Genomic DNA, 23,141 nt, shown 5'->3' on the forward strand with positions numbered 1-23,141 from the left:
ATTGCACTGGTAGAACCCCCGGAAAACGCCGATATATGAAGCACGTTCCCGCGGATGTCTCTTCGCAATGATTGCCCTTTGACGGAGCTCACTGATGCACCGCACGCGCTTCGCACGGCTGACCGCACTCGTGGTCCTGATCCTCGCCACACACACCGCCGTCGCAAAACCACCTGACGAAGCCGACCTCCGCCCGCTGTTCTACCCCGTGCGCAACCAGCTCTTTCGCGGCTCGTGCGCAGTCTTCTCCAGTATCGCCGCGATGGAGTTTTACGCCGGCGTGCCACGGCTCTCCGAGGCCTACGTCTACTCGCTGATTAAGCAGAACACACTCGACATCGAAGGCGCCAACTTCCTGGAGATGAAGAAGTTCCTCGACGCCAATCCGCTCGTCAGCGCCGAAGTCTTTCCGTATGAGTTCGTCGGCGTCTTCGGGTTCAACCCCAACAACGCCGACGAAGTTCGTGTCGCGCAGGCGTTCAACCGCGTGAAAGGTGAACAGGCCAAGCTGCTCCGCGACCGGGCCATCTTTCAGGCCGCCGACATCAAGGTGTTTACGGCCAGCCAGATGTCGTTCGACTGGCTGAAGGAACAGATCGCGTCCGGCGTTCCGGTCGTGCTGGGCATGGGCCTTAACAGCGAACAATGGAAGTACGCCCCGCGCGGCCGGGTCGATTCGGCGATCGGCCCCAACGCCCAGGGCATCAAAAACATCTGGGCCGACAACGGCAACCACGCCGTGCTCGCCGTCGGCTACACCAAAGACGGTTACGTCATCATCCGCAACTCATGGGGCATCGAATGGGGCGAGCAGGGCTACGGCTACCTGCACTGGGATCACTACGTAAAACATAAGCTCAAGAGCGGCATGACCATCGGCGGCGTGAAAACCGTCCCCACGATGGACATCGCCGACCGGCCCGACTTCGACATCCGCGCCCAGGGCAAGAAGCTGGACGACGGCACCTTCTCGGCCAACCTCAGCTTCGTCCTTAAGAGCAAACACATGCCCGAAGGCGGGATTCGCAAAGTGACGTACTGGGTCTACGCGCCCGACGTCGATGTCAACGGCGACCCGCGAACCTTCCCCCCGCCGCTGGCACGGCTCGTCGGCACCGATGCCCTCAACGGCTTTCGCGTACAGGTGACCGACCTGAAGGTTCACAGCCTGAAGGTGATCGTCGAGATCGAACACCTGCGCGGCGGCATGACGACCGGCTCGCGACCCATCCCCGAGATCATCGCCTGGTCGGCGACGCCGATTCTGAAGTAGAGGAACGCTGGCCACGGATGAACACGAATAGTCCCGAGTCCGGTGCCAAAGAGAACGCGAAGGCGCGAAGACACGAAGCAAACGCGAAGGGATTCAGCCTGGGATCGAGCGAACTTCGCGAGTTAGCGTCACGGTCACAGGCAAAAACCACTCACCGGCCGATTTCTAACATCCGTGGATGCCCTTTCAGAAGAGCCAATGGCGCTGAAACCCCCTTCGCGTTTCCTTCGTGTCTTCGCGCCTTCGCGTTCTCTTCGGGCATCGAACTCGGGCATCGAACTGGGGCTAATTTATCTGCATCCGGACTGATTCAGTCTCTCACGCTACGGTGATCTCTTTGTCCAGATACACGTCCTGAATCGTCTGCAGCAGTTTGGCGCCTTCGGCGATCGGCCGTTGGAACGCCTTGCGGCCGCTGATGAGGCCCATGCCGCCCGCGCGCTTGTTGATGACCGCCGTTCGCACCGCCTCGGCAAGGTCGGTCGCGCCTTTGCTCTCGCCGCCGGAGTTGATCAGCGGCGACCGGCCCATGTAGCAGTTGGCGATCTGGTAGCGGGTCAGCTCGATCGGGTGATCGCCGGGCGTGAGTTTGGCGTAGACGTCCTTGTGAGTCTTGCCGAACTTCAGCGCGTTGTAGCCGCCGTTGTTGGTGGGCAGTTTCTGCTTGATGATGTCGGCTTGGATTGTGACGCCAAGGTGGTTGGCCTGCCCGGTCAGGTCGGCGGCGGTGTGGAAGTCCTTATCGGGGGTTTTGAATGCCGAGTTTCGCAGGTAGCACCAGAGGACGGTGACCAGCCCCAGTTCGTGCGCCTTCTCGAACGCTGCCGACACTTCCTGGATCTGCCGGGTGCTTTCGTCCGATCCGAAGTAGATGGTCGCCCCGATCGCGGTCGCGCCCATGTCGAATGCCTGCTTCACCTGGCCGAACATGATCTGGTCGTAGCGGTTGGGGTAGCTCAGGAACTCGTTGTGGTTCAGCTTCACCAGGAACGGGATCTTGTGGGCGTACTTTCGGCTGACCGCCCCGAGGACGCCGAGCGTGCTGGCGACCGCGTTGCAGCCGCCTTCGATCGCGAGTTTGACGATATTCTCCGGGTCGAAATAGATCGGGTTGGGCGCGAAGCTGGCGCCGGCGGAATGCTCGATCCCCTGGTCCACCGGCAGGATCGACACATAGCCGGTCCCGGCGAGTCGACCGGTGTTCAAAATCTGGTGGAAGTTCCGCAACACATTCGGTGTGCGATCGGTTTGCGACACCACGCGATCGATGAAGTCAGGCCCCGGGAGATGGAGCGTCTCGCGGGGAAAGCCAGTGGCTTTGTAGCTCAGCAGCGCGCTGGCTTCGGGGCCGAGAAGTTCGACGAGGGCAGCGTGATTCGTGCTCATGTGATGACTCCCTAATGCGGCAAGCAGGCGTTTGCCCGGCGACTACGGGGACAGGATGGAAGCCTGCGCTACGGATCCAGACGCAAAAGAACGGTAACCGCGTTCGAGCCGGAAAAGATTAACGCGGCCGAGCCGCTTTCAGAACGAAGAGAGCACGAAGGCGCGAAGGCACGAAGCGGGGAGGAAGGCAATCGATGACCGGTGCTTATCAATGGACATTTGGCGCGAGCGGCGATCCCGTGCCACCCTGCAGGAATCAAAACACGCGAATGACCGACCGCGAATCAATTCCTACGCGATTCCTTCGCGCCTTCGCGTTCTCTTCGTCCGCACAGATGCGAGAGCATCTCAAGTCATGCCAGGATTCCCTTGATCAGATGTCCGTGCACGTTCGTCAACCGCCTCTGGATGCCGTTGTGATAGTACGTCAGCTTTTCGTGATCGATGCCGAGCAGGTGCAGGACGGTGGCGTGGAAGTCGTACCAGGGGGTGGGATTGACGACCGACTTGTAACCGATGTCATCCGTCGCGCCGTACGCCAGGCCGTGCTTGAGTCCGGCACCGGCCATCCAGATGCTGAAGCCGTTCTGGTTGTGGTCGCGGCCCTTGCCGACGACATCGGCCGCCGACTGCGTGAATGGCGTTCGGCCGAATTCGGTGGTGAACAGCACCAGCGTGTCGTCGAGCATGCCACGGGCTCGCAGGTCCTTCAGCAACGCCGCGACGGGCTGATCAATGCGCAGCGCTTCCTGAGAGTGGTTGGCGACCATGTCTTCATGGCCGTCCCAGTTGCGGCGCGGACTGCCGAACGTGCCGCCGGAGAAAAGCTGCACAAACCGCACGCCCCGCTCGAGCAGTCGGCGGGCCATCAATGCACCCCGGCCGAAATCGGTGGTCTCCTTGCGGTTCAGGCCGTACATCTCGCGCGTCGCTTCGGACTCGCCGGCAAGGTCGGTCACCTCCGGGACGGCAAGCTGCATCTTCGCCGCCAGTTCGTAGCTGCGAATGCGGGCCGATAGTGCATCCCCCCCGCCGGCGGCGACGAGGTGCCGGCCGTTCATGGTCGCCAGCAGGTCGCGCGTCGCCGCATCCGCCCCCGCCGCCAGTGGACGGGAGGGGAACAGGTCGTCGATCGGCGTGCCGCTGCTGCGCATGACGACGCCTTGGTGTCGCGCCGAAAGAAAACCGTTGCTCCAGTTGATCGATCCGCCGGCCGGCAGTTCACGGGCGTCGGGGATGACGACATACGACGGCAGGTTGTCCGTTTCGTTGCCCAGGCCGTAGCTTAGCCACGCGCCCATGGTCGGAAAGCCGTTCAGGCGGAAGCCCGTGTTTTCCTGGAAGGTTGCCGGCGTATGGTTCGATGTCTCGGCGAACATGGAGTTGATCACCGTCAGTTCATCGGCGCACCGGGCGATGTGCGGGAACAACTCCGAAATCCAAAGTCCGGACTCGCCACGCTGGCGGAACGCCCAGTCGTTCTGGCGGAGCAGGCCGACTTTGCCGAAGAAGACGTCCGGCTTTTCGTCCGCCGACAGCGACTTGCCGTGCATCTTTCCCAGCATCGGCTTGTAGTCGAAGGAATCGACCTGGCTCATCGCCCCGCAAAGACAGATGTGAATCGCTCGCCGTGCCTTGGGCGCAAAGTGCGGGGCCGAAACGCCACCCGCCACCGGCGCAGCGAGTGCGCCATCTTTCATCAGCAACGACGCAACGGCCGCGCTACCGAGACCCTGGCCGACCCAGGACATGAAATCGCGACGGGAGGGGTTGAAGTTCATGGCGTTACTCTCGGTATCCCCTCTCCCCCGTACTCGGGAGAGAGGGCCAGGGTGAGGGGCCGGACGTCAGGCTTCGTGATTCGCAAAGGAAAACTGCTCCACCGCGAAGCCGTGCAATCCTCTCAGGCGAGGCACGTCGTCTCACGTTCGGCCCCTCACCCCAACCCTTTCCCCTGAGTACAGGGGAGAGGGAGTCGTCACTCGACGAACAAAAACTCATTGCTGTTCATGATCGCCCGGGTCACTACGGCCAAGCCATGCGCTTCGACCACCTTTTTCGCCGCGGCGACCTCATCATCGCCGGGGACGCGACCGACACTCAGGCGATAGACCTCTTTGATTCGCGCTTCGACGTCCGTCGTCTCGCGTTCGATGCGTGCCGCCATCGCCTGGGCCGATCGCAGCATCGTCGCGTTGTTAAGCAGCGCCAGCGCCTGCAACGGCGTATTGCTCACGGCACGCCTCGGCGAAGTCGCCGACGGATCGGGGCAGTCGAGGGCGTCCAAAAGGCCGCTACGGGCACCCCGGGCGATGGCGCGGTACAGCGTCCGCCGATTGGACCCCGGTGCGTTCTCCATCGGCGCGTACTCGTGCGTGATCGTTCCCCTGGCCTTGCTGATGACAAAATCGCTGAAGCCCGGCCCGCCCACTTGCAGGCCCAACTCGCCCGACAACGCCAGCACGGTGTCGCGCACTGTCTCGGCGTCCATGCGGATCGGTGACTTGCGCCAAAGCAGGCGGTTGTCGGCGTCGATCGCCAGCGCGGCGGGGTTGGTTCGCGACGACTGGCGATAGGTCGCCGACGTCACGATTAACCGATGCATCGCCTTGAGGCTGAACTTCTGGCGGACCAGCTCGTCGGCAAGGTAGTCGAGCAACTGCGGGTGCGACGGCCGACCGCCACTGAAACCAAAGTCGTTGGGCGTATCGACGATGCCTACCCCGAAATGGTAGTGCCACAGGCGATTGACGATCACGCGCTTGGTCAGCGGGTTGGCCGGGTCGGCGATCCAGTTGGCCAGGGCCGCTCGGCGGTCAACGTCAGGGGTATCGGCGGCGAGCGCGAAGTCGGCCTTCACACCCGCGACGGCTGCCAATCCGCCGGGAAGCGCCGGCTCGGCCGGTTGCTGCGGATTGCCGCGAACCAGCAGGAACGTCGGCTCCGGCGGCCTGGGCGAGACTGCATACACCTTGCCGCCGGTGCCTGACGACAGCTTGGCGTCCTGTTCGATCTGCTGCACGAGGCCGCGCCGGCGGTCACGCTGCGCCGGCGTCAGTTCCGCCTCGACCTGGGCCACCGAAATAAAATCACTGCCGGCTTGAGACGAAGCTTCGACCTCGGCCTCGGTCAGCGCCCGATCGTAAATCGCCGCCCGCTGGATGACACCGGCGAGCATCCGATTCCCGCCAGCCGGACTGTGGCGCATGCCGAACAGAATCTCCGCCTCCCCGGCCTCGTAGTCGGCGACGTTCGAGGCACGGTAGCCGCGGCCGTAAGGTTTGCCGTCGCGGTACGCGGTAATCGTTCCGTCATCGGCGTAGGTGATCGCAACGTGAACGAATCGCTGGGCGGCATCAGTATCTGCCGGGCCGCCATTGTCCTGGGTGCGCTGGAAATTGTTACTTCCGGCCATCCATCGGCCGGCCTGCCGTTCGCCGTAAACGACAGAATCGAATACCGCACCGGAGGTCTGAATCCCGATCACCCCGCCCCCGGATTGCTGCAGGTTCGACAGCTTGACCCAGGCCTCCAGTGTTTTGGCACGCAGGTTCTTCCCGATCGGGCCGGCCGCGGCGAACGCGGCTTTACCGTCGAGCACCAGCCCTTCGTCCGACAGTCGCGCCCCCGGCGACAGATGGATGTTCAAGTTCCCGTACTGGTCTTTGCCGCCGGTACGAAAGTCCCACCGCGCAAGTGCCGGCGGCGGCTCGGCCGGTCGGCCGCCTCGCGCGGCGAGAATCTTCTGCCGTGCCGGCGTTTCGATCGACGCCAGTTCTGCGGTGGCCGCCGCCAGCCGTGCTTTGGCTTCGGCGACCTGTTCGCGCGGCAACGGCAGGTCACGCACGCCGTGTCGCACGCCCGCGACGGCCGCCGTCAATTGGTAATACTCTTTCTGCGATACCGGATCGAACTTGTGGTCGTGGCAGCGGGCGCACTGCACAGTCAGGCCGACGAACGTCTGGCCGATCGTGCCCACGATGTCTTCGAGCTCGTCCTGCCGGACCACCTTCCGCATGACCTGGCTGATCTGGCCCTGGCCGACGGAATCGAACGCGCCGGCGACCAGAAACCCCGTCGCCGACAGTGCCGCCGCGTCGCCCGGCTGCAGGACGTCGCCGGCGATCTGCAACTTCACGAACTGGTCGTAAGGCAGGTCGCTGTTGATCGCATCCACCACCCAGTTGCGATACGGCCAGGCATCGGGGCGGAACTCATCGTGCTCAAAACCGTTGCTCTGACCGAAGCGGACGACATCGAGCCAGTGCCGCGCCCACCGCACGCCATGCTGCGGCGAAGCGAGCAGGCGATCGACGAGTTTTTCGTACGCGTCGGGAGCGGGATCGGCGACAAAGGCATCGACTTCGGCAGGCGATGGCGGCAAACCGGTCAGGTCGAACGACAGTCGCCGGATCAGCAGCCGCTTGTCGGCCTCGGGGCTCGGCGGCAGTCCCTTTTGCTCGAGCGTGGAAAGCACGAAAGGATCGATCCCGTTCCGAACCCACCCGCCCTGCTTGACCGCAGGGACACTCGGCCGCACCACCGGTTGCAACGACCACCAGTCGCGGCCGGCGCGCTTGTCGGTGCTTCGGGAAAACGGATCGATCGGATCGGTGCCCCAAGTCGCCCCCGCATCCACCCATGCTCGCAGAATCGCCCGTTCTTCCGGCGGAAGCGGCTTCTTGGGCGGCATTTCGTTTTCGGCGATGACTTCCCACAGCCTGCTCTTGTCGGCTTTGCCGGCAACGATGACAGGGCCTTCGTCAGTCCCCGCCATCGCCCTGGCCTTGCGCGACAGGTCGAGGTGGCCCTTAGGATCGGCTCCTCCGTGACAGTCGATACACCGCGACAGGAGTATCGGCGCCACATCGCGGTCGAAGTCCGGCGCGGCGGTTGCCGCCTGCCCGGCGAGCAACAGCAACGCGAAAATGGCAAATCGTTTGAGTTGCGGCATAAGAAGTGAAACCGGATCGCAGAATGGTCGCATCAACCTGCGAACGTGACAAGGGAAACCTAAAACGCGTCGGGGATAACGTCGCCAGGAGTTGGGCGTATTGAATTGGCGTCGATCTTGGTCGAACTGGCGAGCAACATGAATCACCCCCGCTCGATCTACGCCTGCACAGCTCTGGTCATCACCCTGGTGACCGCTGCAACCGCCGTGGTCGCCGAAGCGCCCAAACCCGATCCCGCCGGCGTGGCGTTCTTCGAGCAGAAAGTCCGGCCGGTCCTCGTCGAACACTGCTACGAATGTCACAGCGCCTCGGCGAAGAAGGTCCGCGGCGGCCTACTGCTCGATTCCCGCCCGGGCTGGCAAAAAGGTGGCGACTCGATGACACCGGCGATCGTGCCGGGCGACCCCGCCAGGAGCCTGCTCATCCGCAGTATTCGCCACGAAACCGAAGACCTGGCGATGCCGCCGAAGAAGCCGAAGCTGCCCGACGGTGTGATTGCCGACCTGTCGGCGTGGGTGAAGATGGGCGCGCCCGACCCCCGCGACGGCACAGCCGCTACCGCCAAGCGGGCTGACAAGGATTGGTGGTCGCTGCAGCCACTGTCCAAGCCCGTGCCGCCCGCCGTCGCCGATGTTCCGGCCGCGTGGGCCGAAAGTCCGATCGACAGTTTCATCTTCGCGAAGCTCGCCGCGGAAGGGCTGAAGCCCAACCCGCCAGCCGATGCGCGTGTGTTAGTCCGCCGAATGACGTACGACGTCATCGGCCTTCCGCCGACCCAGGCCGAGACCGATGCGTTCATCGCCGCGTACACGATCGACCCGCGGAAGGCCGTTGAAGCGCTCGCCGACCGATTGCTCGCCTCGCCCCACTACGGCGAACAGTGGGGCCGCCACTGGCTTGATGTCGTCCGCTTCGGCGAAAGCAACGGGTTCGAACGCAACTTCATCATCGACGACCTCTGGCCGTTCCGCGATTACGTGATTCGATCGCTCAACGAGGACAAGCCGTTCAACCGGTTCATCGTCGAGCATCTTGCCGGTGACGTCGTCGGGAAGGACGACCCGAGCGTCGAAGTGGCGACGGCGTTTATCGTCGCCGGGCCGTACGACGACGTCGGCAACCAGGACCCGGTCGCAAAGGCCAACATCCGCGCGGCGACACTCGACGACCCGATCACAGCAACCGCCAGCGCGTTCCTGGGCCTGACGATCAACTGCGCCCGCTGCCACAACCACAAGTTCGATCCGATCCCGGCGGAAGACTACTACCGCATTCGGGCGGCGTTTGAGGGGATCGAGCATGGCCGACGGGTGGTGGCTTCGAAACAGGAACGGGAAGAGTACACAGCCGCGACGAAGACTCTGAACCAGGACCGAGCCCGACTGACAGCAGAGAAGACGAAGATCGAGGCTGAGATCAACGCCCGCGCGGCGACGGCGGCCGCCGGCCGCAAGTTCAGCCGGCCCAAGGTCGACCCGCGCGAGACGGCCGATCGCTTTACGCCGATCGAGGCCCGCTACGCGAAACTGATCCTGCACGCCCACACCGGCAATCCCCGCAGCGCGGCCGGCTCGCGGCTTGGCGAAGTGGAGATCTGGACGGCCGAAAGCCCGGCCGGCAAGAGCTTCAACGCCGCAGCGGCCTCGGCAGGCGCGACGGCAACAGGTGCCCGGTCGCGGCAGGCCGCCGACTTCCCCGATGCCTACGGTCCGCAACTGACGATCGACGGCAAGCTCGGCGAGCAGTGGTTCATCGGCACCCCCGCCGAGCTGACGATCACCTTCGCCAAGGCCGAATCCATCGATCGCCTGGTGTTCATCAACACCCAGAGCGTTGACCCTTCGCAGAAAAAGGCGACCGGCGAAACGCCTTGCGAGTACGAGTTGCAAACGTCGCTGGACGGCAAACAGTGGGTCACCGTCACGTCCGGCGCTGACCGGGAACCCTGGTCGCCGGAACACGGGCTCCAGCGGCTCAGGCGGGAAGTGACGACCGAGAACGAACGCACAGCATTGGCGAAGCTCGATCGGGACTTGGCCGCGGTGCAGGCCAAGCTCGATGCCGTTCCGCCGCTGCGGCAGGTGTGGGCCGGCAAGTTCAACCAGCCGAAGGACAAGACGTTCCTCCAAAAGGGTGGCGACCCGATGAAGCCGGCGGCGGAAGTCACCGCCGGCAGTCTTGCGGTACTCGACCGTGTCGCGCCGGCGTATTCGTTGTCCGCCGAAACGCCCGAATCGCAGCGCCGATTGGCGCTGGCCAACTGGATCGCCAGCGACAGCAACGCACTGGTGCTGCGCGTGCTGGCCAACCGCGTCTGGCACTACCATTTCGGCACGGGCATCGTCGATACCCCCGGCGATTTCGGCTACCTCGGCGGACAGCCGACCCATCCCGAACTGCTCGACTGGCTCGCCGGCCGCCTGCTGCATCACGGCTGGAAGCTCAAACCGCTGCACCGCGAGATTCTGCTGTCACAGGCGTACCTGCAATCGTCGGCATCGCGCGACGACGGCTCGAAGAAGGACAAGGACGCCCGGTTGCTCTGGCGCTTCCCGCCACGGCGACTGGCGGCCGAGGAAATCCGAGACACCATGCTCGCCGTCAGCGGCAAGCTGAACACGACCCCCGGCGGTCCAGGGTTCCGGCTTTATCGCGTTATGCAGGACAACGTCAGCACCTACTTCCCCCTCGACAAGCACGGCCCGGAGACGTACCGCCGGGCGGTTTATCACCAGAACGCGCGAGCGAGCGTGGTCGATCTGCTGACGGAGTACGACCTTCCCGATACCGCATTCGCCGCGCCAAGGCGGGCCAGGACGACCAGCCCGCTGCAGGCGCTGACGCTGCTGAATCACAGCTTCACCATCGACATGGCGGCCGCGCTCGCCGACCGCGTAGCCGGCGATCTCGATCGCCGTTCGACTGCGGAGAAAGTCGATCGCGTTTACTCCTTCGTCTTCCAACGAGCACCGACCGATGACGAACGCGCAGCTGCGGTCAAGCTCGTCGAGATGCACGGACTGAAGGCGCTATGCCGAGCGATGCTGAACGCGAATGAGTTGCTGTTCGTCGAATGATGTTTCCAACGGGATTGTCAGTGACACGGGCTTCCAGCCCCCTGCGAGCGACGCAGGACGCAGAAAACGATTCGTCTCAACGCCACCAGTTCGGGACGCACCCAGCACGGGCTGGAAGCCCGTGTCACTGACAGAGCCGCCCGTCCATGCAGAGGTCATCGAATGTGGTCATCCGGAATAAACCTCGCCCGTCGTCGCCTGCTCGGTCAGATGTCCACCGGTCTGACCGGTGTCGCCCTCGCTCGACTGCTGGGCGGCGACGTCGCAGGCGCGGCCGATGCCGCCGAGGCGGCCCGCAAGCCCCACCATCCCGCCAAAGCGAAGCAGGTGTTGCAGATCTTCTGTCCCGGTGCGGCGTCGCATGTCGACCTTTGGGACTACAAGCCGTCGCTCTGGAAGTACAACGGCAAGCCGCTGCCCGGCGATCCGGGCATTCCCAGCTTCCAGGGCAAGAACGGCAATCTCATGCAGTCCCCGTGGCCATTCGCCCCGGCGGGTAAGAGCGGGAAAATGATCTCCTCGATGCTGCCGAACATGGCGGCGCATGTGGACGACATCGCGTTCGTTCACTCGATGACATCGCGAACCAACACCCACGGTCCGGGGTGCATTTTCATGAACTCCTGCTTTACGCGGGAAGGTTTTCCTTCGGCCGGGTCGTGGGTGAGTTACGCACTGGGCAGCCTGAACGACAACCTGCCGACGTACATCGCGATCCAGGACGTCCGCGGCGAACCGCCCAACGGCAAGGCCAACTGGAACAACGGTTTTCTGCCGGCGCAGCACCAGGCCGTCGCCATCGCGGCGCAACAGAACCTTCGCAATCTCGCGACGCCGGCTGGCATCAGCCGGGACGAAGAGGCGGCGACACGCGACTTTCTGCGGACCATCAACGCCAAACACGCCGAGGCCCGTGCGGGCAACGATGAACTGACTGCGCGCATGTCGGCATACGAACTGGCTGCCCGCATGCAGATGGCGACCCCGGAGGTCGCCGACCTGTCGCGCGAGCCGGCGGAAGTTCACACCCTCTACGGCACCGACGACAAGAACGCCCTTAAGGCGGCGTATGCCCGCAATTGCCTGCTCGCCCGGCGGTTTCTGGAGAAGGGTGTGCGGTACGTCAGTCTTTACTGCGCCTCTCGCGCCAGTGCCGTGGACGGCCTGCTCAACTGGGACGCGCACAAGACGCTCAAGAGCGACTACGAGCGGCACTGCCCCGTTTTCGACCAGCCGACGGCGGCGCTGCTGACCGACATGAAACGCCGGGGCATGCTGGACGATGTGCTGGTGATCTGGTGTACCGAGTTCGGCCGCATGCCCACGCACCAGGAAGGCACATCCGGCCGCGACCACAACCCCGACGCATTCACGGCGTGGATGATGGGTGCGGGCATCAAGGGTGGCGTCAGCTACGGCGCGACGGACGAATTCGGCCGTCGCAGCGCCGAGAAGATCGCCACGCCCTACGACTTCTATGCCACCATCCTGCACCTGCTGGGGCTCGATCACGAGAAGCTGACGTACTACCACAACGGCGCGGCCCGCAGGCTGACGGATGTCCATGGCCATGTCATTGGGGATGTGCTGGCGTAACGCGAGCCACGGCTCAGGAAGCGACGGCCGCCGTGATCGCCTTCATCGCCGCCAGGTAAGCGCCGGCGGTTTCTTCGCCCTGACCGCCGTACGAGGCAAACTGGACGACCGCCAGTTCCGCCGCCGGATTGATGTGAACCCGCTGCCCGAACCGCCCGCTCAGTTGCAGTGACCCGTCACCGTCATTGACGTGAAAGACGCCATTGCGATAGCTGAAGCCCGGTCGGCCGATCGCGATGTTGCCGCGGGCGAACCGTTCGGCCGCGGCGGCATTGTCGGCGTGGGGGGCCAGCCACCGCTCGATCGCGCCGGCAGCGATCGCCTGGCGGCCGCCGGTCATTCCCCGGTTGCGAATCAGTTCGGCGAAGCGGGCCAGGTCGGCGACCGACGAACTGAACCCGCCGCTGGCCTGGGCGGATTGGGCCGAGTCCACGATCACCGTCGCTTCATGCTCCATGCCCGCTTTCGACCAGATCTCCTCGCCGACCAGTTGCGGCCAGTGCTTTCCAGTCGCATTGCAGATCGCCCAGGCGACCGATTCGGAGGGGCTGTTGATGTAACGAAAGGTCGTTCCGTGCGGGGTCGGGGAAGGCCGGCCGATGCGGGGGAGAAAGTCGCGAATAGTCGTCGGAACGCCCCCGGCGTTCGGCAGCAGACCGACCGCCATCATCCAGTGCATCTCCGTCACCTCTGCCGGCCAATCGACGGCCACTTCCATGTCCAGGTTTTGCTGGATTGTCGCCACGCCGAACGGAGAGCCCGACAGTTCCGGCACGTACGCCGACAGCGGCTTGCCCAGGTCGAGAACCCCGCGATCGGCCAGGATCAAAGCCAGCACCCCGTTGATCGACTTGGTCATCGACGCCCACTGGTGGGGCTGGTCGATCGTCATCCCTTCGAACCATCGTTGGTAGACGATCTGCCCGCGGTGCAGCACCAGGAAGGCGTCGATCTTCGATCGGTGAAGGAAGTCGATCAGGCGGAGTGTTTGCCCGTTGTCGGCGAATGTCAGTTCATCCAGCTCGAACTCCGGACCGGCAGGCAGGGGATCGGATCGGGTAGCACCGCGTTCCACTATTGCGTACGGAACGACCTGCCGGCTGTGGCGAAGTGCCCAGCGGAGGTTTTGCGGCAAGAGCCAGTTGTCGCGAGTGACGGTGGAAGGATCGTGCGGCACCGATGCCTTCTATACGCGGACTTGAGCTCGCCGAAAAGTGAACTCCCCCGACGCGGCAGTCTACGAAATGAGCCCCGAGGCCCTCGACACACGCAGTGTCTTGACCCGGGGCTCTATTCGTCAGCGACGCGCTGCGTCGCGTGGCAGTTCATTCAGTGCATCGCGTCGAGCCGGGCCTGCGCGTCGCGCAGGTTGGGGGCCAGCTCGATCGCCTTCTTGTATTCGATCTTTGCCTGCTCCTTGCGGCCCATCGATTCGTAGACGCTGGCGAGGTTGTAATGGACTTCGCCTTCGCCGAGGACCGTCTGCATCTGCAGGATTGCCTCGTTGAAGCGCTCCTTGCGGGCGAGCATCAGGCCGTAGTTCACGCGGCAGGCGGCGTTGGTCGGCTCACGCTGGATGCCTTTGCGGTAGGTGTTCTCGGCCTCGGTCGTGCGTCCGGCCAGCTCGTAGGCGAACCCGAGGTTGGCATAGGCCGTTGCTTCGCCTTTGGATGCTTCGACGTACTTGCTGAACGTCTCAATGGCGCTGTTGAACTGCCGCTGCTTCACCTGCACGATACCGGTCCGGTACAGCGAGTCTTTGTGCCTGGGGTCGAGCTTGAGCGCCTTGGCGTACTGGTCCATCGCCATCGGCAGGTTGCCCTGACCTTCGGCGAACTGGCCGGCGGCGAAGTGGGTGTCGGCGTTGATCGGCACTTCCTTGCCGGCTTCGAAGTCGTCACGCGGCGCCTGCCGCTGCCGCAGTTCCTCGGCAGATGCCGATCCGGCCTGCCGGCCGGAGGGGGCGGCCCCGCCGCAACCGGTCAACAGCCCGGCGGCGCTGGCGACAGTGAAGGTTGCCAGGATGAACTTTGCGAAGATGGGCAGGCGATGGGTCACGGCGTTGCCTCGAAAAAGCGGGTTCGTTCGGCAGGACGATCCACCAGGGCGATCTGCCTGCAGGGGATTTCGCGCCGGCCCGTAAGACGGGCGATTCGGCAGGCGACAAACCTTCACGAACCGACTATCGGTCTCGCGGCAGGGGCGACTCAAGTAGTGGCCCCACCGACCGATAAGGGGTCGCTCCGCAAGACTGTTAAACTGTCGCCCGGTCGCAAGTCGGCAACAGTCGGCGATGTTCGATCCGGTTCCATCGTTGAACAACGTGACGTGTCCATTACAGTATGAGCCGTGCGGGAACGACGCCTGTCAGCGTCCCACCGCCGCCGACACCATTGGTGAAGGGTCGGCGATTCGACCCCTTTGATCCCCCTCGCAGGAGTGAAACTCATGGTCCGCAAGTTCTTTACAGCGCTGGCCCTTTCGGCCGGCATGACGACCGCCGCCTTCGCCCAGGTTGAAGGCAAGGTCACGTTCGACGGACAGGCACCGGCCCGCAAGCCGGTTCCGGGCATCACCAACGATGCCAACTGTTCCAAGCTGCACAAGACCGCCCCGCTGGATGAATCTGTCATTGTGGGCAAGGGTGGCGAACTGGCGAATGTCGTCGTCTATCTCAAGGGCGACCTGAAGGGCGACGCCCCCGCCGACGAAGTGCACCTCGACCAGGTGAACTGCATCTACACGCCCCACGTGGTCTCGGTCACGGTCGGCCAGAAGCTGATCGCGATGAACAGCGACCCGTTCCTTCACAACGTTCACACCCTTCCCGAGAACAACGCCCCGATCAACAAGGCGCAGCCGGTGAAGGGCCAGAAGGACACGATCCCCACCAAAGCCGCCGAGACCTTCAAGGTCAAGTGCGACGTTCACCCCTGGATGGCTGCCTGGGTGGCGGTGTTCGATCACCCGTTCCATGGCGTGACGGGTGAAGACGGCGTGTTCTTCTTCGAGACCAAGGGCCTCAAGGACGGCGACTACGACGTCGTCGCCTGGCACGAGAAGTTCAAGGAATGCGCCACCGGTAAGGTGACGATCAAGGGCGGCAAGGGCAAAGTCGACCTGAAGGTCACCCCCAAGGCCGCACTCGCCCCCGCCAACGAGCGCGAAGTGCTCGTCTCGACGGTCGTCAAGGGCCCCACCTGCTGCACCGACGGCAGCAAGTGCGCCGAGACCGCCGCCAAGGCCAAGGCAGAAGCCGAAGCCAAGGCCAAGGCCGATCCCAAGACCGCCGGCGCGACCGCGCAGTAAGCCTGCCGTCTCGTTGGAAATGTTTCAGAAATCCGAGCGGCGGGCCTTCGCCCTTTTGACGAAGGCCCGCCGCTGCATTAAATCACTCGCTCTCCCCTGTACTCAGGGGAGAGGGAATAGTCTCCTGCTTCTTCTTCAAGGGATCGTCGGTGATCAACATCTCTCATCACCTTGCAACAACGCTCTGCCCCACCCTTGCCCAGGCCCAGGGCTGGCGAAAGTGGTGGCTGCCCGAAAACTATTCCGAGCACGGCGGCGGCGTCGACCTGCTGTTCAACGTCATCTTCTGGGTGACCGGCGTGGTTGGTGTGGTCGTGCTGCTGCTTCTCCTGAAGTACTGCATCCAGTACCGCTACCGCCCCGACCGCAAGGCCCATTTCACCCACGGCAACAAAAAGGTCGAACTGATCTGGACCATCATCCCGGCGATCCTGTTGATCGCGCTGGCCATCTGGACCAAGGGCGCCTGGGACGAGTTCCGCTACGGCACCAAACGCGACAAGGCGGGTGCCGCCAAGATCCTGGTGATCGCCGAACAGTTCAACTGGAACACGATCTACCCCGGCCCCGATGGCAAGCTGGGTCGGTACCTGGTGTTCCCCAAGACGACCGATGCCAGGTGGCCGGCCCTGCCGCCCGGCCAGGAGACTTTCTTCCAGGACGGCTACTCCGGGATGTCGGGCGGCAAGACGCTGCCCCCCGGGCCGGCTTTCCTGCCGAAGGAGATCTCGGTCAAGCTGATCAACGATTACATCGGCATCAACAAACTCGGCAAAGACTTCTCCGACCCCGCCGGCGAAGACGACGACTGGCGTGAGGCGCTAGGCCGCCCGGTGACCATTCCCAAGGGACGACTGGTGGAGGTGGAACTGACGAGCAAGGACGTCATCCACGACTTCTTCCTGCCCCACTTCCGGGTGAAGCTCGACGCCGTCCCGGGCATGCGTGGCCTGCTCTATTTCACGCCGACACAGACGTCTGCCGAGTACCAGAAGGCTTCCGAAGCCGCCAACAAGCGCGAGTACACGATTGACGAAGCGAAGGACCTGGTCGCATACGGGTTGAACCTTCGCATCCTGGTGCCTGAAGACCCTGCCCAGGCTGCCGAATACGCCTATTCGACCGAACGCGAAGTCACCAAGCGTGTCCGCGGGAAGATGGAGAAGGTGATCGAGAAGGTCGATGTGCAACTCGCCAACGGCGACCGCCTGACCAACGCGCTGATTGAAGGCCTCAAAGCCAAGGGCACGCTTAAGAAGTTCAATGCCTACGCCTATCAGGAATGGGAACTGGTATGCGAAGAGCTGTGCGGCAACGGCCACACGGGCATGCGTGGCTCGGTGCTGGTGATCGACGCGAAAGAGTACTCGGAAAAGTTCGAAGGCAAGGCCCCCGCCGCCGCGCCCACGACGGCGCTACCGGCCACGCCGGTTGTTGCCAGGGCCGCCGCCGAATGATCGGTCAAAGTCGAAGCCTGACCGCTCCGGATAACGCTCGTGAAAGTCAATGTTTGTGAAACCGCGACCCTTTGTCGCCGACCGCCTTACGATTCGCCACAAGCCGAACTCGGTTTGTGTTAACGCCTGTAGAGAGTCTTCATGACCGCTATTCCTCTACCGCTTGAAAAACCGACGCACGGCCACGCTCACGTCGAGCATGACCACGCCCATCACGCGCCGAGCTTCATCAAGAAGTACATCTTCTCGACCGACCACAAGGTCATCGGGTTGCAGTTCCTGTTTGTGGGACTGGCGTTCCTGGTCGTCGGCGGGTTGCTCGCGATGGTGGTCCGCTGGCAGTTGGCGTGGCCGAACCCGGCAATCCCCGGGTACAAGCCGCTGCCGCTGGGTTCGTTCATCGGCCAGAACGGCCCGATGGACCCGAACTTCTACAACGCCGCGTTCAGCATGCACGCGTCGATTATGATCTTCCTGGTCATCATCCCGCTGCTGGTCGGCACCTTCGGCAACTACCTGATCCCGTTGAAAATCGGCGCGCCGGACATGGCCTTCCCGTTCCTGAACGGCGCGGCGTTCTGGCTGTCGGTGCCGGCGGGCATGCTGCTGGTCGCGAGTTTCTTCCTCCCCGGCGGCGCGGCCGGCGCGGGGTGGACGAGCTATCCGACGCTTAGCTCCCTTTGGCAGGGGTCGGCGGTGCCGATCAATGACGCCAAGGCAATGCTGCACATGGCACCTGTCTACCTGGCCGAAAGCGCCAGCTCAACTCAGCTGGAGCTCTGGTGGATCAGGGTTCAAAACGGTGCCACTTGGTTTGCCGACATCCTTCGTCTGACGGGCACCAATCCCGCCGGCGAAAAGACGATGAGCTCCTGGCCTGACCGCGCGATGTTCTCCGTCTTTGGCGGCCTGTTCATGCTCTTCCTGTACCTGTGTGCCTACCAGATTCGCCTGGGCTTTCGCCCGCTAAACTGGATTCTCGGCATCGCACTGTCGGCCGTCACTGCGGTCTACGCCGGCAAGCTCTTCCAGTTCCTGTGCTTCGACGGGCAGTCCTGCTGGTTCTTCGCGGTCTTCCTGATCGGCTTCTCCAGCATCATGGGCGCGGTCAACTACCTGACGACGATCGTCAAGATGCGCGCCCCCGGCCTGACCTTCTTCCGCATGCCCCTCAGCGTCTGGTCGCTGTTCATCACGTCGCTCATCGTGCTGCTGGCCACGCCGGTGCTTGCGGCGAGCCTGTTCATCAACCTGCTCGACCACCACCGCTTCACGACCTTCTTCCTGCCGTTCAACTGGACGGTGTCGGGGCAGATTCAGCCCGATGTCGCCGGCGGCGGATATCCGATCCTGCACCAGCACCTGTTCTGGTTCTACAGTCATCCTGCGGTGTACATCATGATCCTGCCGGCGATGGGCATGGTCAGCGACGTGATCGCGGTTTTCGCCCGCAAGCCGATCTTCGGCTACAAGCCGATGGTCTACGCCATGGGCGGCATCGCGTTCCTGGGCTTCATCGTCTGGGCCCACCACATGTTCCAGAGTGGCATGCAGCCGACACTGGCGACCGCGTTTGCCGTCAGCACAATGCTGATCGCCGTGCCGTCGGCGATCAAGACGTTCAACTGGCTCGGCACGCTCTGGAAGGGGAACATCCGCTTCAAAACGCCGATGCTCCACGCCGTCACGTTCGTGGCGATGTTCGTCATCGGCGGGCTCAGCGGCATCTTCATGGCCAGCACGGCGGTCGACATCGTCATCCACGACACCTACTTCATCGTCGCCCATATTCACTACGTTCTGTTCGGCGGATCGCTGTTCGGCATCTTCGCCGCCATCACGTTCTGGTACCCCAAGATGTTCGGCCGGATGATGAACGAGACTCTCGGCAAGCTGCACTGGGTGCTGTCGTTCATCTTCTTCAACTGCACGTTCTTCCCGATGCACATGCTCGGCATGCGGGGCATGGCGAGGCGCGTCTACGACTACAGCAACTACAGCAGCTTCGCCGACCTGGTGCCGATGAACCAGTTCATCACCTACGCCGCGCTGGGCATGGGGGCGACGCAGATCATCTTCGCGCTGAACTTTGTCGGAAGCTGGATCTTCGGCAAGAAGGCCGGCCGCAACCCCTGGGAAGCGACGACGCTGGAATGGGAAACCGCCAGCCCCCCGCCACACGGAAACTTTGAAAAGACGCCGGTCGTCTATCACGGGCCCTATGAATACAGCAGCCCGCTGGTGGAAGAAGACTGGCTGGCGCAGACGAGGAAACTGCCCGGACCAACGACGGTCTAGGGAGCTTCGCCGGCAACCGAGATTCGAACGAAGAATGAAGAATCAAGAATGAAGAACGGTGAACGACTGGGGTCGGCTTAGCCACTCTCCGTTCTTCATTCTTGATTCCCTGTTCTTCATTCCTGTCTGCTTCTATGAACCACCCGTCGTACAACCGCTCGCTCCACCGCATCGCGATCGCCACGGCGCTGGCGACGTTTCCGCTGATCTTCATGGGCGGCCTGGTGACGACCAAGGGCGCGGGAATGTCGGTTCCCGACTGGCCCAACAGCTACGGGTACAACATGTTCCTGTTTCCGCCGAACCAATGGGTCGGCGGGATTCTTTACGAACACACCCACCGCCTGATGGGCACGGTGGTGGGTTTTCTTTCGATCGTGCTGGCGTTGTTCGCGTTCGGCCCGGCGCGGACTCTGGCGTCCCGCCGGCGGCTGCGCATCGCGACGGTCATCACGTCGATCGCGGCGTTCGTACTCCTGCTAATATTGGTTGTCATCAAGGGCGCACGGGCACCCCACGTCGCCGACGTGTTCACGCGGGTGTCGCACGCGTTCGTCGTTGCGCTCGGTGCGGCACTGGTGCTCGGCGTCGCCAGCCTGGCCCGCCATCGTGAGCCACGCCGCTGGCTTCGGTGGGTCTGCGTCGGCGTGCTGGCCGCCGTCATTTTTCAGGGCGTGCTCGGCGGCCTTCGCGTGGTGCTGGTCGAACTCGACCTTGCTGTCATCCACGGCTGCTTCGCACAGGCGTTCTTCTGTTTTGTCGCGTTCGTCATCCTTGCGACGAGCCGGCTGTGGGACCGGCTGGCGAACGTGCTTTCGACCGATGCCCCCACGCCGGTGTCTGAGCGTATTCACGAATACCCGGATCCTTTGACGCGCGGCACCGCAACTGCAGGACGTCCAACTGCAGAATCTGGCGTTCTGGACTACGTCCGACCCGGCGTCTTCAATTCCGCGTCGAACTTCCATGTTCCCCGCTCGTTCGCCCGGCTTGCCGTGGTCGCTGTCGCAGTCGTCTACCTCCAGTTGATCATCGGCGCCACGATGCGCCACTACGACGCCGGCCTGGCGATCCCCGATCTGCCGCTGCACTACGGCAAGGTTCTTCCGCCCACGAACGATACAACTCTGGCAGAGGCGAACCTGATGCGGGCCAATTCCGGGTCGCCCGACCTGCGGCCCGTGACGCTGACCCAGATCTGGTTCCATGTCGGTCACAGGGCCGGCGCTGTCCTGGTGACGATCGTGCTGGGCCTGTTGATCTGGCGATCGCTCCGGGACCGGGAGCTGCACTTTGCCGCGCGAAACCCGGCCCTGATCCTGATCCCCCTGCTGCTGACGCAACTGACGCTGGGCATTCTGACCGTTTTGCTGCATAAGCCCGCTGATATCGCGAGTTTACACGTCGCCGTCGGTGCGCTGGTGCTGGTGACGACGTTCAGCCTGGCGGTACGGGCGGTGATCGCGTCGCGGGGTGCTCCGAGTGGCGTTTCGGCCGGTCATACTGGACGCGCTGCCGTTGATCGCCAGAATGTGAACGGGTACCGGGCCGTGACCACCTGAACGTGCCGGGATGTTCGCGATCCTGGGTTCCATGGTGACTTTTGCGAATCCACGCCCACGGCGCTGCCGTGGGTCCCACCGCGGCGCGGTGGGCGTTCGGCGACATGTCGCCGGCTGCGAGTCATTTTATGAAGCTTGACCAAGACCTGTCCGATCTCTCCCCCGCCCTGGTGCTGGATGGTGCCGTCGCGCTGCCCGCGGCACCCTCGGCAGACCTGCTGCCCGAAGAGATCGCCGCCCACGCCAAACAGCCGACGCTGATGCACGACCTCGTCGAGCTGTCCAAGCTCCGCCTGAACTTTATGGTCCTGGTCACGACGATGGTCGGCTACGCCATGTCGAACCCCGTCTGGTCGAACTGGGGCCTGCTGCTGCACACATTGATCGGTACGGCGCTGACGGCGGCGGCGGCCAGCATCCTCAACCAGTACATCGAGCAGCCCCACGACATCCTGATGGTCCGCACCAAGCGGCGTCCGCTGCCGGCGGGTCGCATTACGCCGATCGCCGCGTTGTCGCTGGGCGTTGTAGCCGGTGTAGTCGGGCTGCTGGAACTGTACTTCTGGGTCAATCCGCTGACGGCGTCGATCGGCGCGGTCACCACCGCGATTTACATCCTGGTCTATACGCCGCTGAAGCGGGTCACCACCCTCAACACTGTCGTCGGGGCGATTCCCGGTGCCCTGCCCCCGGTAATGGGTGTCGCCGCCGTTTCCGGCGAAGTCACGCCGATCGGCTGGGCTCTGTTCGGCATCCTGTTCTTCTGGCAGATGCCCCACTTCCTGGCGATCGCGATCCTCTACCGCGAAGACTACGCCCGTGGCGGATTCAAGATGCTGCCCGTCGTCGACCCCGAACTCATCGCCACCGGCCGGCAGATGATCTTTTACGCCTTGGCGTTGATTCCGGTATCGATGCTGCCCAGCGTGCTGCGAAGCACCGGGCCGTTCTACTTCATCGCCGCGCTGGCGATGGGATTGGCGTTCCTCGGATTCGTGTCGGTCGCCGCGGTGACGCGCCGCCGGGGCGACGCCCGCCAGGTGTTCCTGGCGTCGATCCTGTATCTGCCCTGCCTGCTGGCGGCGATGATCGTCGACAAGCTGTAAACCGTAGGGCGGGCACTGCCCGCCGGAGAGAGCTAGCCCGTTGCCGTCGATCCCGAGAGCCGAACTCCAGTGTCAGACCCGAGATTCGGGTTGCGTGCGCGACCGACACTTTCTACGGCGGGCAGTGCCCGCCCTGCTAGCCCTGGTGCTGGCCTTCTCCGGTTGCAAGAGCGAGCCTGCGAAGGTGCCCGCCAGCAAACCGGTCGTGGCGGCCGGCATGGCGATCGTCCGCGGCAAGGTGACGTTTGAAGGCACGCCGCCGGCCCGGGCAACGCTGGGTGACCAGATCTGCGGCGTGACGAAGCAGCCGATCAAGGACGAATCAGTGCTTGTGTCGGCAACTGGCGCGATGGAGAACGTCGTCGTCTATCTGGAAGACGGCCCGAATGTCGAAAGTAAGACGGAGCCGGCCCTGCTCGACCAGCAATACTGCAGGTACGTGCCACACGTCGTGGCGGTGCGAACCGGACACACGCTGAAGGTGAAGTCCAGCGACCCGACGCTGCACAACGCACATTCGGACAAGGGAACGAACAAGCCGTTCAACCTGTCATTCGCCGACGCCGGCCAGACGCGCGACGTGACCTTCGCCGTCCCCGAGGTGGCGATCCGCGTGCGGTGCGATGTGCACCAGTGGATGAATGCGTACGTCGCGGTGTTCGATCACCCGTTTTTCGCCGTCACCGGCGAGGACGGGCAGTTCGAGCTCAAAGGCGTGCCGGCCGGAACCTACACGCTTGTCGCGTGGCACGAGCGGTACGGTCAGAAGAAAACCCCGGTGACTGTCGGTACCGACGGAACGGCGACGGCCGGGTTCGTGTTTGGAAAGTGAAGGAAGATAGAGGATTGAGGTTGGACGATAGAAGATCGAGGATGGACCATTTATCTCTATCCTCCATCTTCAATCCTCACTGACGCCGTCTCATGCGAATCCCCCGAACCATTCGCTGGCTATTCATTCTGATCGCGCTGGTGTTCGGGTGGCTTGCCGGTGGATACCTGCAGGAAACGCGGGCCGAACGGGAGTGGCAGCAGGAACGTCTGCGGCAGCACACCGCACCGGCGACGCGGCCGGATTCGCGCGGTGGACCCGCAACGTCGCCCGCGGATTGAGCGGATTGA

Annotated in this window: 15 protein-coding genes; 10 read left to right on the forward strand and 5 right to left on the reverse strand. The window is 63.6% G+C overall.

What is annotated here, in order from left to right; genetic code table 11:
* The first annotated feature begins 94 nt into the window (after nucleotides 1-94).
* Nucleotides 95-1,273, forward strand: a complete 1,179-nt coding sequence (locus IPV69_RS08110) for a C1 family peptidase (RefSeq protein WP_206294524.1) — start codon at nucleotides 95-97, stop codon at nucleotides 1,271-1,273.
* A 318-nt stretch (nucleotides 1,274-1,591) separates the two neighbouring features.
* On the opposite strand, the gene IPV69_RS08115 is transcribed toward IPV69_RS08110, so the two are convergent.
* The 3 genes from IPV69_RS08115 to IPV69_RS08125 all read right to left on the reverse strand — a co-directional run bounded on the left by IPV69_RS08115 (nucleotide 1,592) and on the right by IPV69_RS08125 (nucleotide 7,613).
* Nucleotides 1,592-2,659: a class I fructose-bisphosphate aldolase gene (locus IPV69_RS08115; RefSeq protein WP_206294525.1), complete on the reverse strand. Its 1,068-nt coding sequence runs from the start codon at nucleotides 2,657-2,659 to the stop codon at nucleotides 1,592-1,594.
* 353 nt (nucleotides 2,660-3,012) lie between these two features.
* Entirely contained in the window at nucleotides 3,013-4,440 is a 1,428-nt protein-coding gene (locus tag IPV69_RS08120) for a DUF1501 domain-containing protein (protein ID WP_206294527.1), read from the reverse strand.
* A 197-nt stretch (nucleotides 4,441-4,637) separates the two neighbouring features.
* Complete coding sequence (locus IPV69_RS08125) at nucleotides 4,638-7,613, reverse strand: DUF1553 domain-containing protein (RefSeq protein WP_206294529.1); 2,976 nt, start codon at nucleotides 7,611-7,613, stop codon at nucleotides 4,638-4,640.
* Between the two features lie 138 nt (nucleotides 7,614-7,751).
* Between IPV69_RS08125 and IPV69_RS08130 the strand changes: the two genes are divergently transcribed.
* Entirely contained in the window at nucleotides 7,752-10,691 is a 2,940-nt protein-coding gene (locus IPV69_RS08130; RefSeq protein WP_206294531.1) for a DUF1553 domain-containing protein, read from the forward strand.
* Nucleotides 10,692-10,853: 162 nt separating this feature from the next.
* The gene (locus IPV69_RS08135) at nucleotides 10,854-12,287 is read left to right on the forward strand and encodes a DUF1501 domain-containing protein (RefSeq protein ID WP_206294533.1); all 1,434 of its coding nucleotides are present in this window, start codon (nucleotides 10,854-10,856) and stop codon (nucleotides 12,285-12,287) included.
* Between the two features lie 13 nt (nucleotides 12,288-12,300).
* Here the strand turns inward: IPV69_RS08135 and IPV69_RS08140 are convergent, their stop codons facing one another.
* Both IPV69_RS08140 and IPV69_RS08145 read right to left on the reverse strand, forming a co-directional pair.
* Nucleotides 12,301-13,464 (reverse strand): serine hydrolase domain-containing protein, encoded by a 1,164-nt coding sequence (locus tag IPV69_RS08140; RefSeq protein ID WP_206294535.1) that lies wholly within the window; start codon nucleotides 13,462-13,464, stop codon nucleotides 12,301-12,303.
* A 152-nt stretch (nucleotides 13,465-13,616) separates the two neighbouring features.
* On the reverse strand, nucleotides 13,617-14,345 hold the full coding sequence (locus IPV69_RS08145; RefSeq protein ID WP_206294537.1) for a tetratricopeptide repeat protein: 729 nt from the start codon (nucleotides 14,343-14,345) through the stop codon (nucleotides 13,617-13,619).
* 390 nt (nucleotides 14,346-14,735) lie between these two features.
* Between IPV69_RS08145 and IPV69_RS08150 the strand changes: the two genes are divergently transcribed.
* From IPV69_RS08150 to IPV69_RS08180, 7 genes are all read left to right on the forward strand, one after another.
* The gene (locus IPV69_RS08150) at nucleotides 14,736-15,596 is read left to right on the forward strand and encodes a cupredoxin domain-containing protein (protein ID WP_206294539.1); all 861 of its coding nucleotides are present in this window, start codon (nucleotides 14,736-14,738) and stop codon (nucleotides 15,594-15,596) included.
* 149 nt (nucleotides 15,597-15,745) lie between these two features.
* On the forward strand, nucleotides 15,746-17,053 hold the full coding sequence (locus IPV69_RS08155) for a cytochrome c oxidase subunit II transmembrane domain-containing protein (protein WP_206294540.1): 1,308 nt from the start codon (nucleotides 15,746-15,748) through the stop codon (nucleotides 17,051-17,053).
* A gap of 141 nt (nucleotides 17,054-17,194) precedes the next feature.
* On the forward strand, nucleotides 17,195-19,351 hold the full coding sequence (locus IPV69_RS08160; protein ID WP_206294541.1) for a cytochrome c oxidase subunit I: 2,157 nt from the start codon (nucleotides 17,195-17,197) through the stop codon (nucleotides 19,349-19,351).
* A 134-nt stretch (nucleotides 19,352-19,485) separates the two neighbouring features.
* A complete protein-coding gene (locus IPV69_RS08165; protein WP_206294542.1) occupies nucleotides 19,486-20,913 on the forward strand; it encodes a COX15/CtaA family protein in 1,428 nt (475 codons plus the stop codon).
* 128 nt (nucleotides 20,914-21,041) lie between these two features.
* Nucleotides 21,042-22,019, forward strand: coding sequence for a heme o synthase (cyoE, locus tag IPV69_RS08170; protein WP_206294543.1), 978 nt, complete (start codon nucleotides 21,042-21,044; stop codon nucleotides 22,017-22,019).
* A gap of 124 nt (nucleotides 22,020-22,143) precedes the next feature.
* Nucleotides 22,144-22,851 carry a carboxypeptidase regulatory-like domain-containing protein gene (locus tag IPV69_RS08175; protein ID WP_206294544.1) on the forward strand — a complete coding sequence of 236 codons (708 nt, stop codon included), beginning with the start codon at nucleotides 22,144-22,146 and terminating at the stop codon, nucleotides 22,849-22,851.
* A gap of 92 nt (nucleotides 22,852-22,943) precedes the next feature.
* Nucleotides 22,944-23,132: a hypothetical protein gene (locus IPV69_RS08180; protein WP_206294545.1), complete on the forward strand. Its 189-nt coding sequence runs from the start codon at nucleotides 22,944-22,946 to the stop codon at nucleotides 23,130-23,132.
* The last annotated feature ends 9 nt before the right edge of the window (nucleotides 23,133-23,141 follow it).

The sequence above is a fragment of the Humisphaera borealis genome (assembly GCF_015169395.1).
Taxonomy (GTDB): domain Bacteria; phylum Planctomycetota; class Phycisphaerae; order Tepidisphaerales; family Tepidisphaeraceae; genus Humisphaera; species Humisphaera borealis.

Bases quoted from the DNA above. Each gene is read 5' to 3' on its own strand.
- IPV69_RS08110 (WP_206294524.1), top strand. From the start codon at position 95: ATGCACCGCACGCGCTTCGCACGGCTGACCGCACTCGTGGTCCTGATC.
- IPV69_RS08115 (WP_206294525.1), bottom strand. From the start codon at position 2,659: ATGAGCACGAATCACGCTGCCCTCGTCGAACTTCTCGGCCCCGAAGCC.
- IPV69_RS08120 (WP_206294527.1), bottom strand. From the start codon at position 4,440: ATGAACTTCAACCCCTCCCGTCGCGATTTCATGTCCTGGGTCGGCCAG.
- IPV69_RS08125 (WP_206294529.1), bottom strand. From the start codon at position 7,613: ATGCCGCAACTCAAACGATTTGCCATTTTCGCGTTGCTGTTGCTCGCC.
- IPV69_RS08130 (WP_206294531.1), top strand. From the start codon at position 7,752: ATGAATCACCCCCGCTCGATCTACGCCTGCACAGCTCTGGTCATCACC.
- IPV69_RS08135 (WP_206294533.1), top strand. From the start codon at position 10,854: ATGTGGTCATCCGGAATAAACCTCGCCCGTCGTCGCCTGCTCGGTCAG.
- IPV69_RS08150 (WP_206294539.1), top strand. From the start codon at position 14,736: ATGGTCCGCAAGTTCTTTACAGCGCTGGCCCTTTCGGCCGGCATGACG.
- IPV69_RS08160 (WP_206294541.1), top strand. From the start codon at position 17,195: ATGACCGCTATTCCTCTACCGCTTGAAAAACCGACGCACGGCCACGCT.
- IPV69_RS08165 (WP_206294542.1), top strand. From the start codon at position 19,486: ATGAACCACCCGTCGTACAACCGCTCGCTCCACCGCATCGCGATCGCC.
- cyoE (WP_206294543.1), top strand. From the start codon at position 21,042: ATGAAGCTTGACCAAGACCTGTCCGATCTCTCCCCCGCCCTGGTGCTG.
- IPV69_RS08180 (WP_206294545.1), top strand. From the start codon at position 22,944: ATGCGAATCCCCCGAACCATTCGCTGGCTATTCATTCTGATCGCGCTG.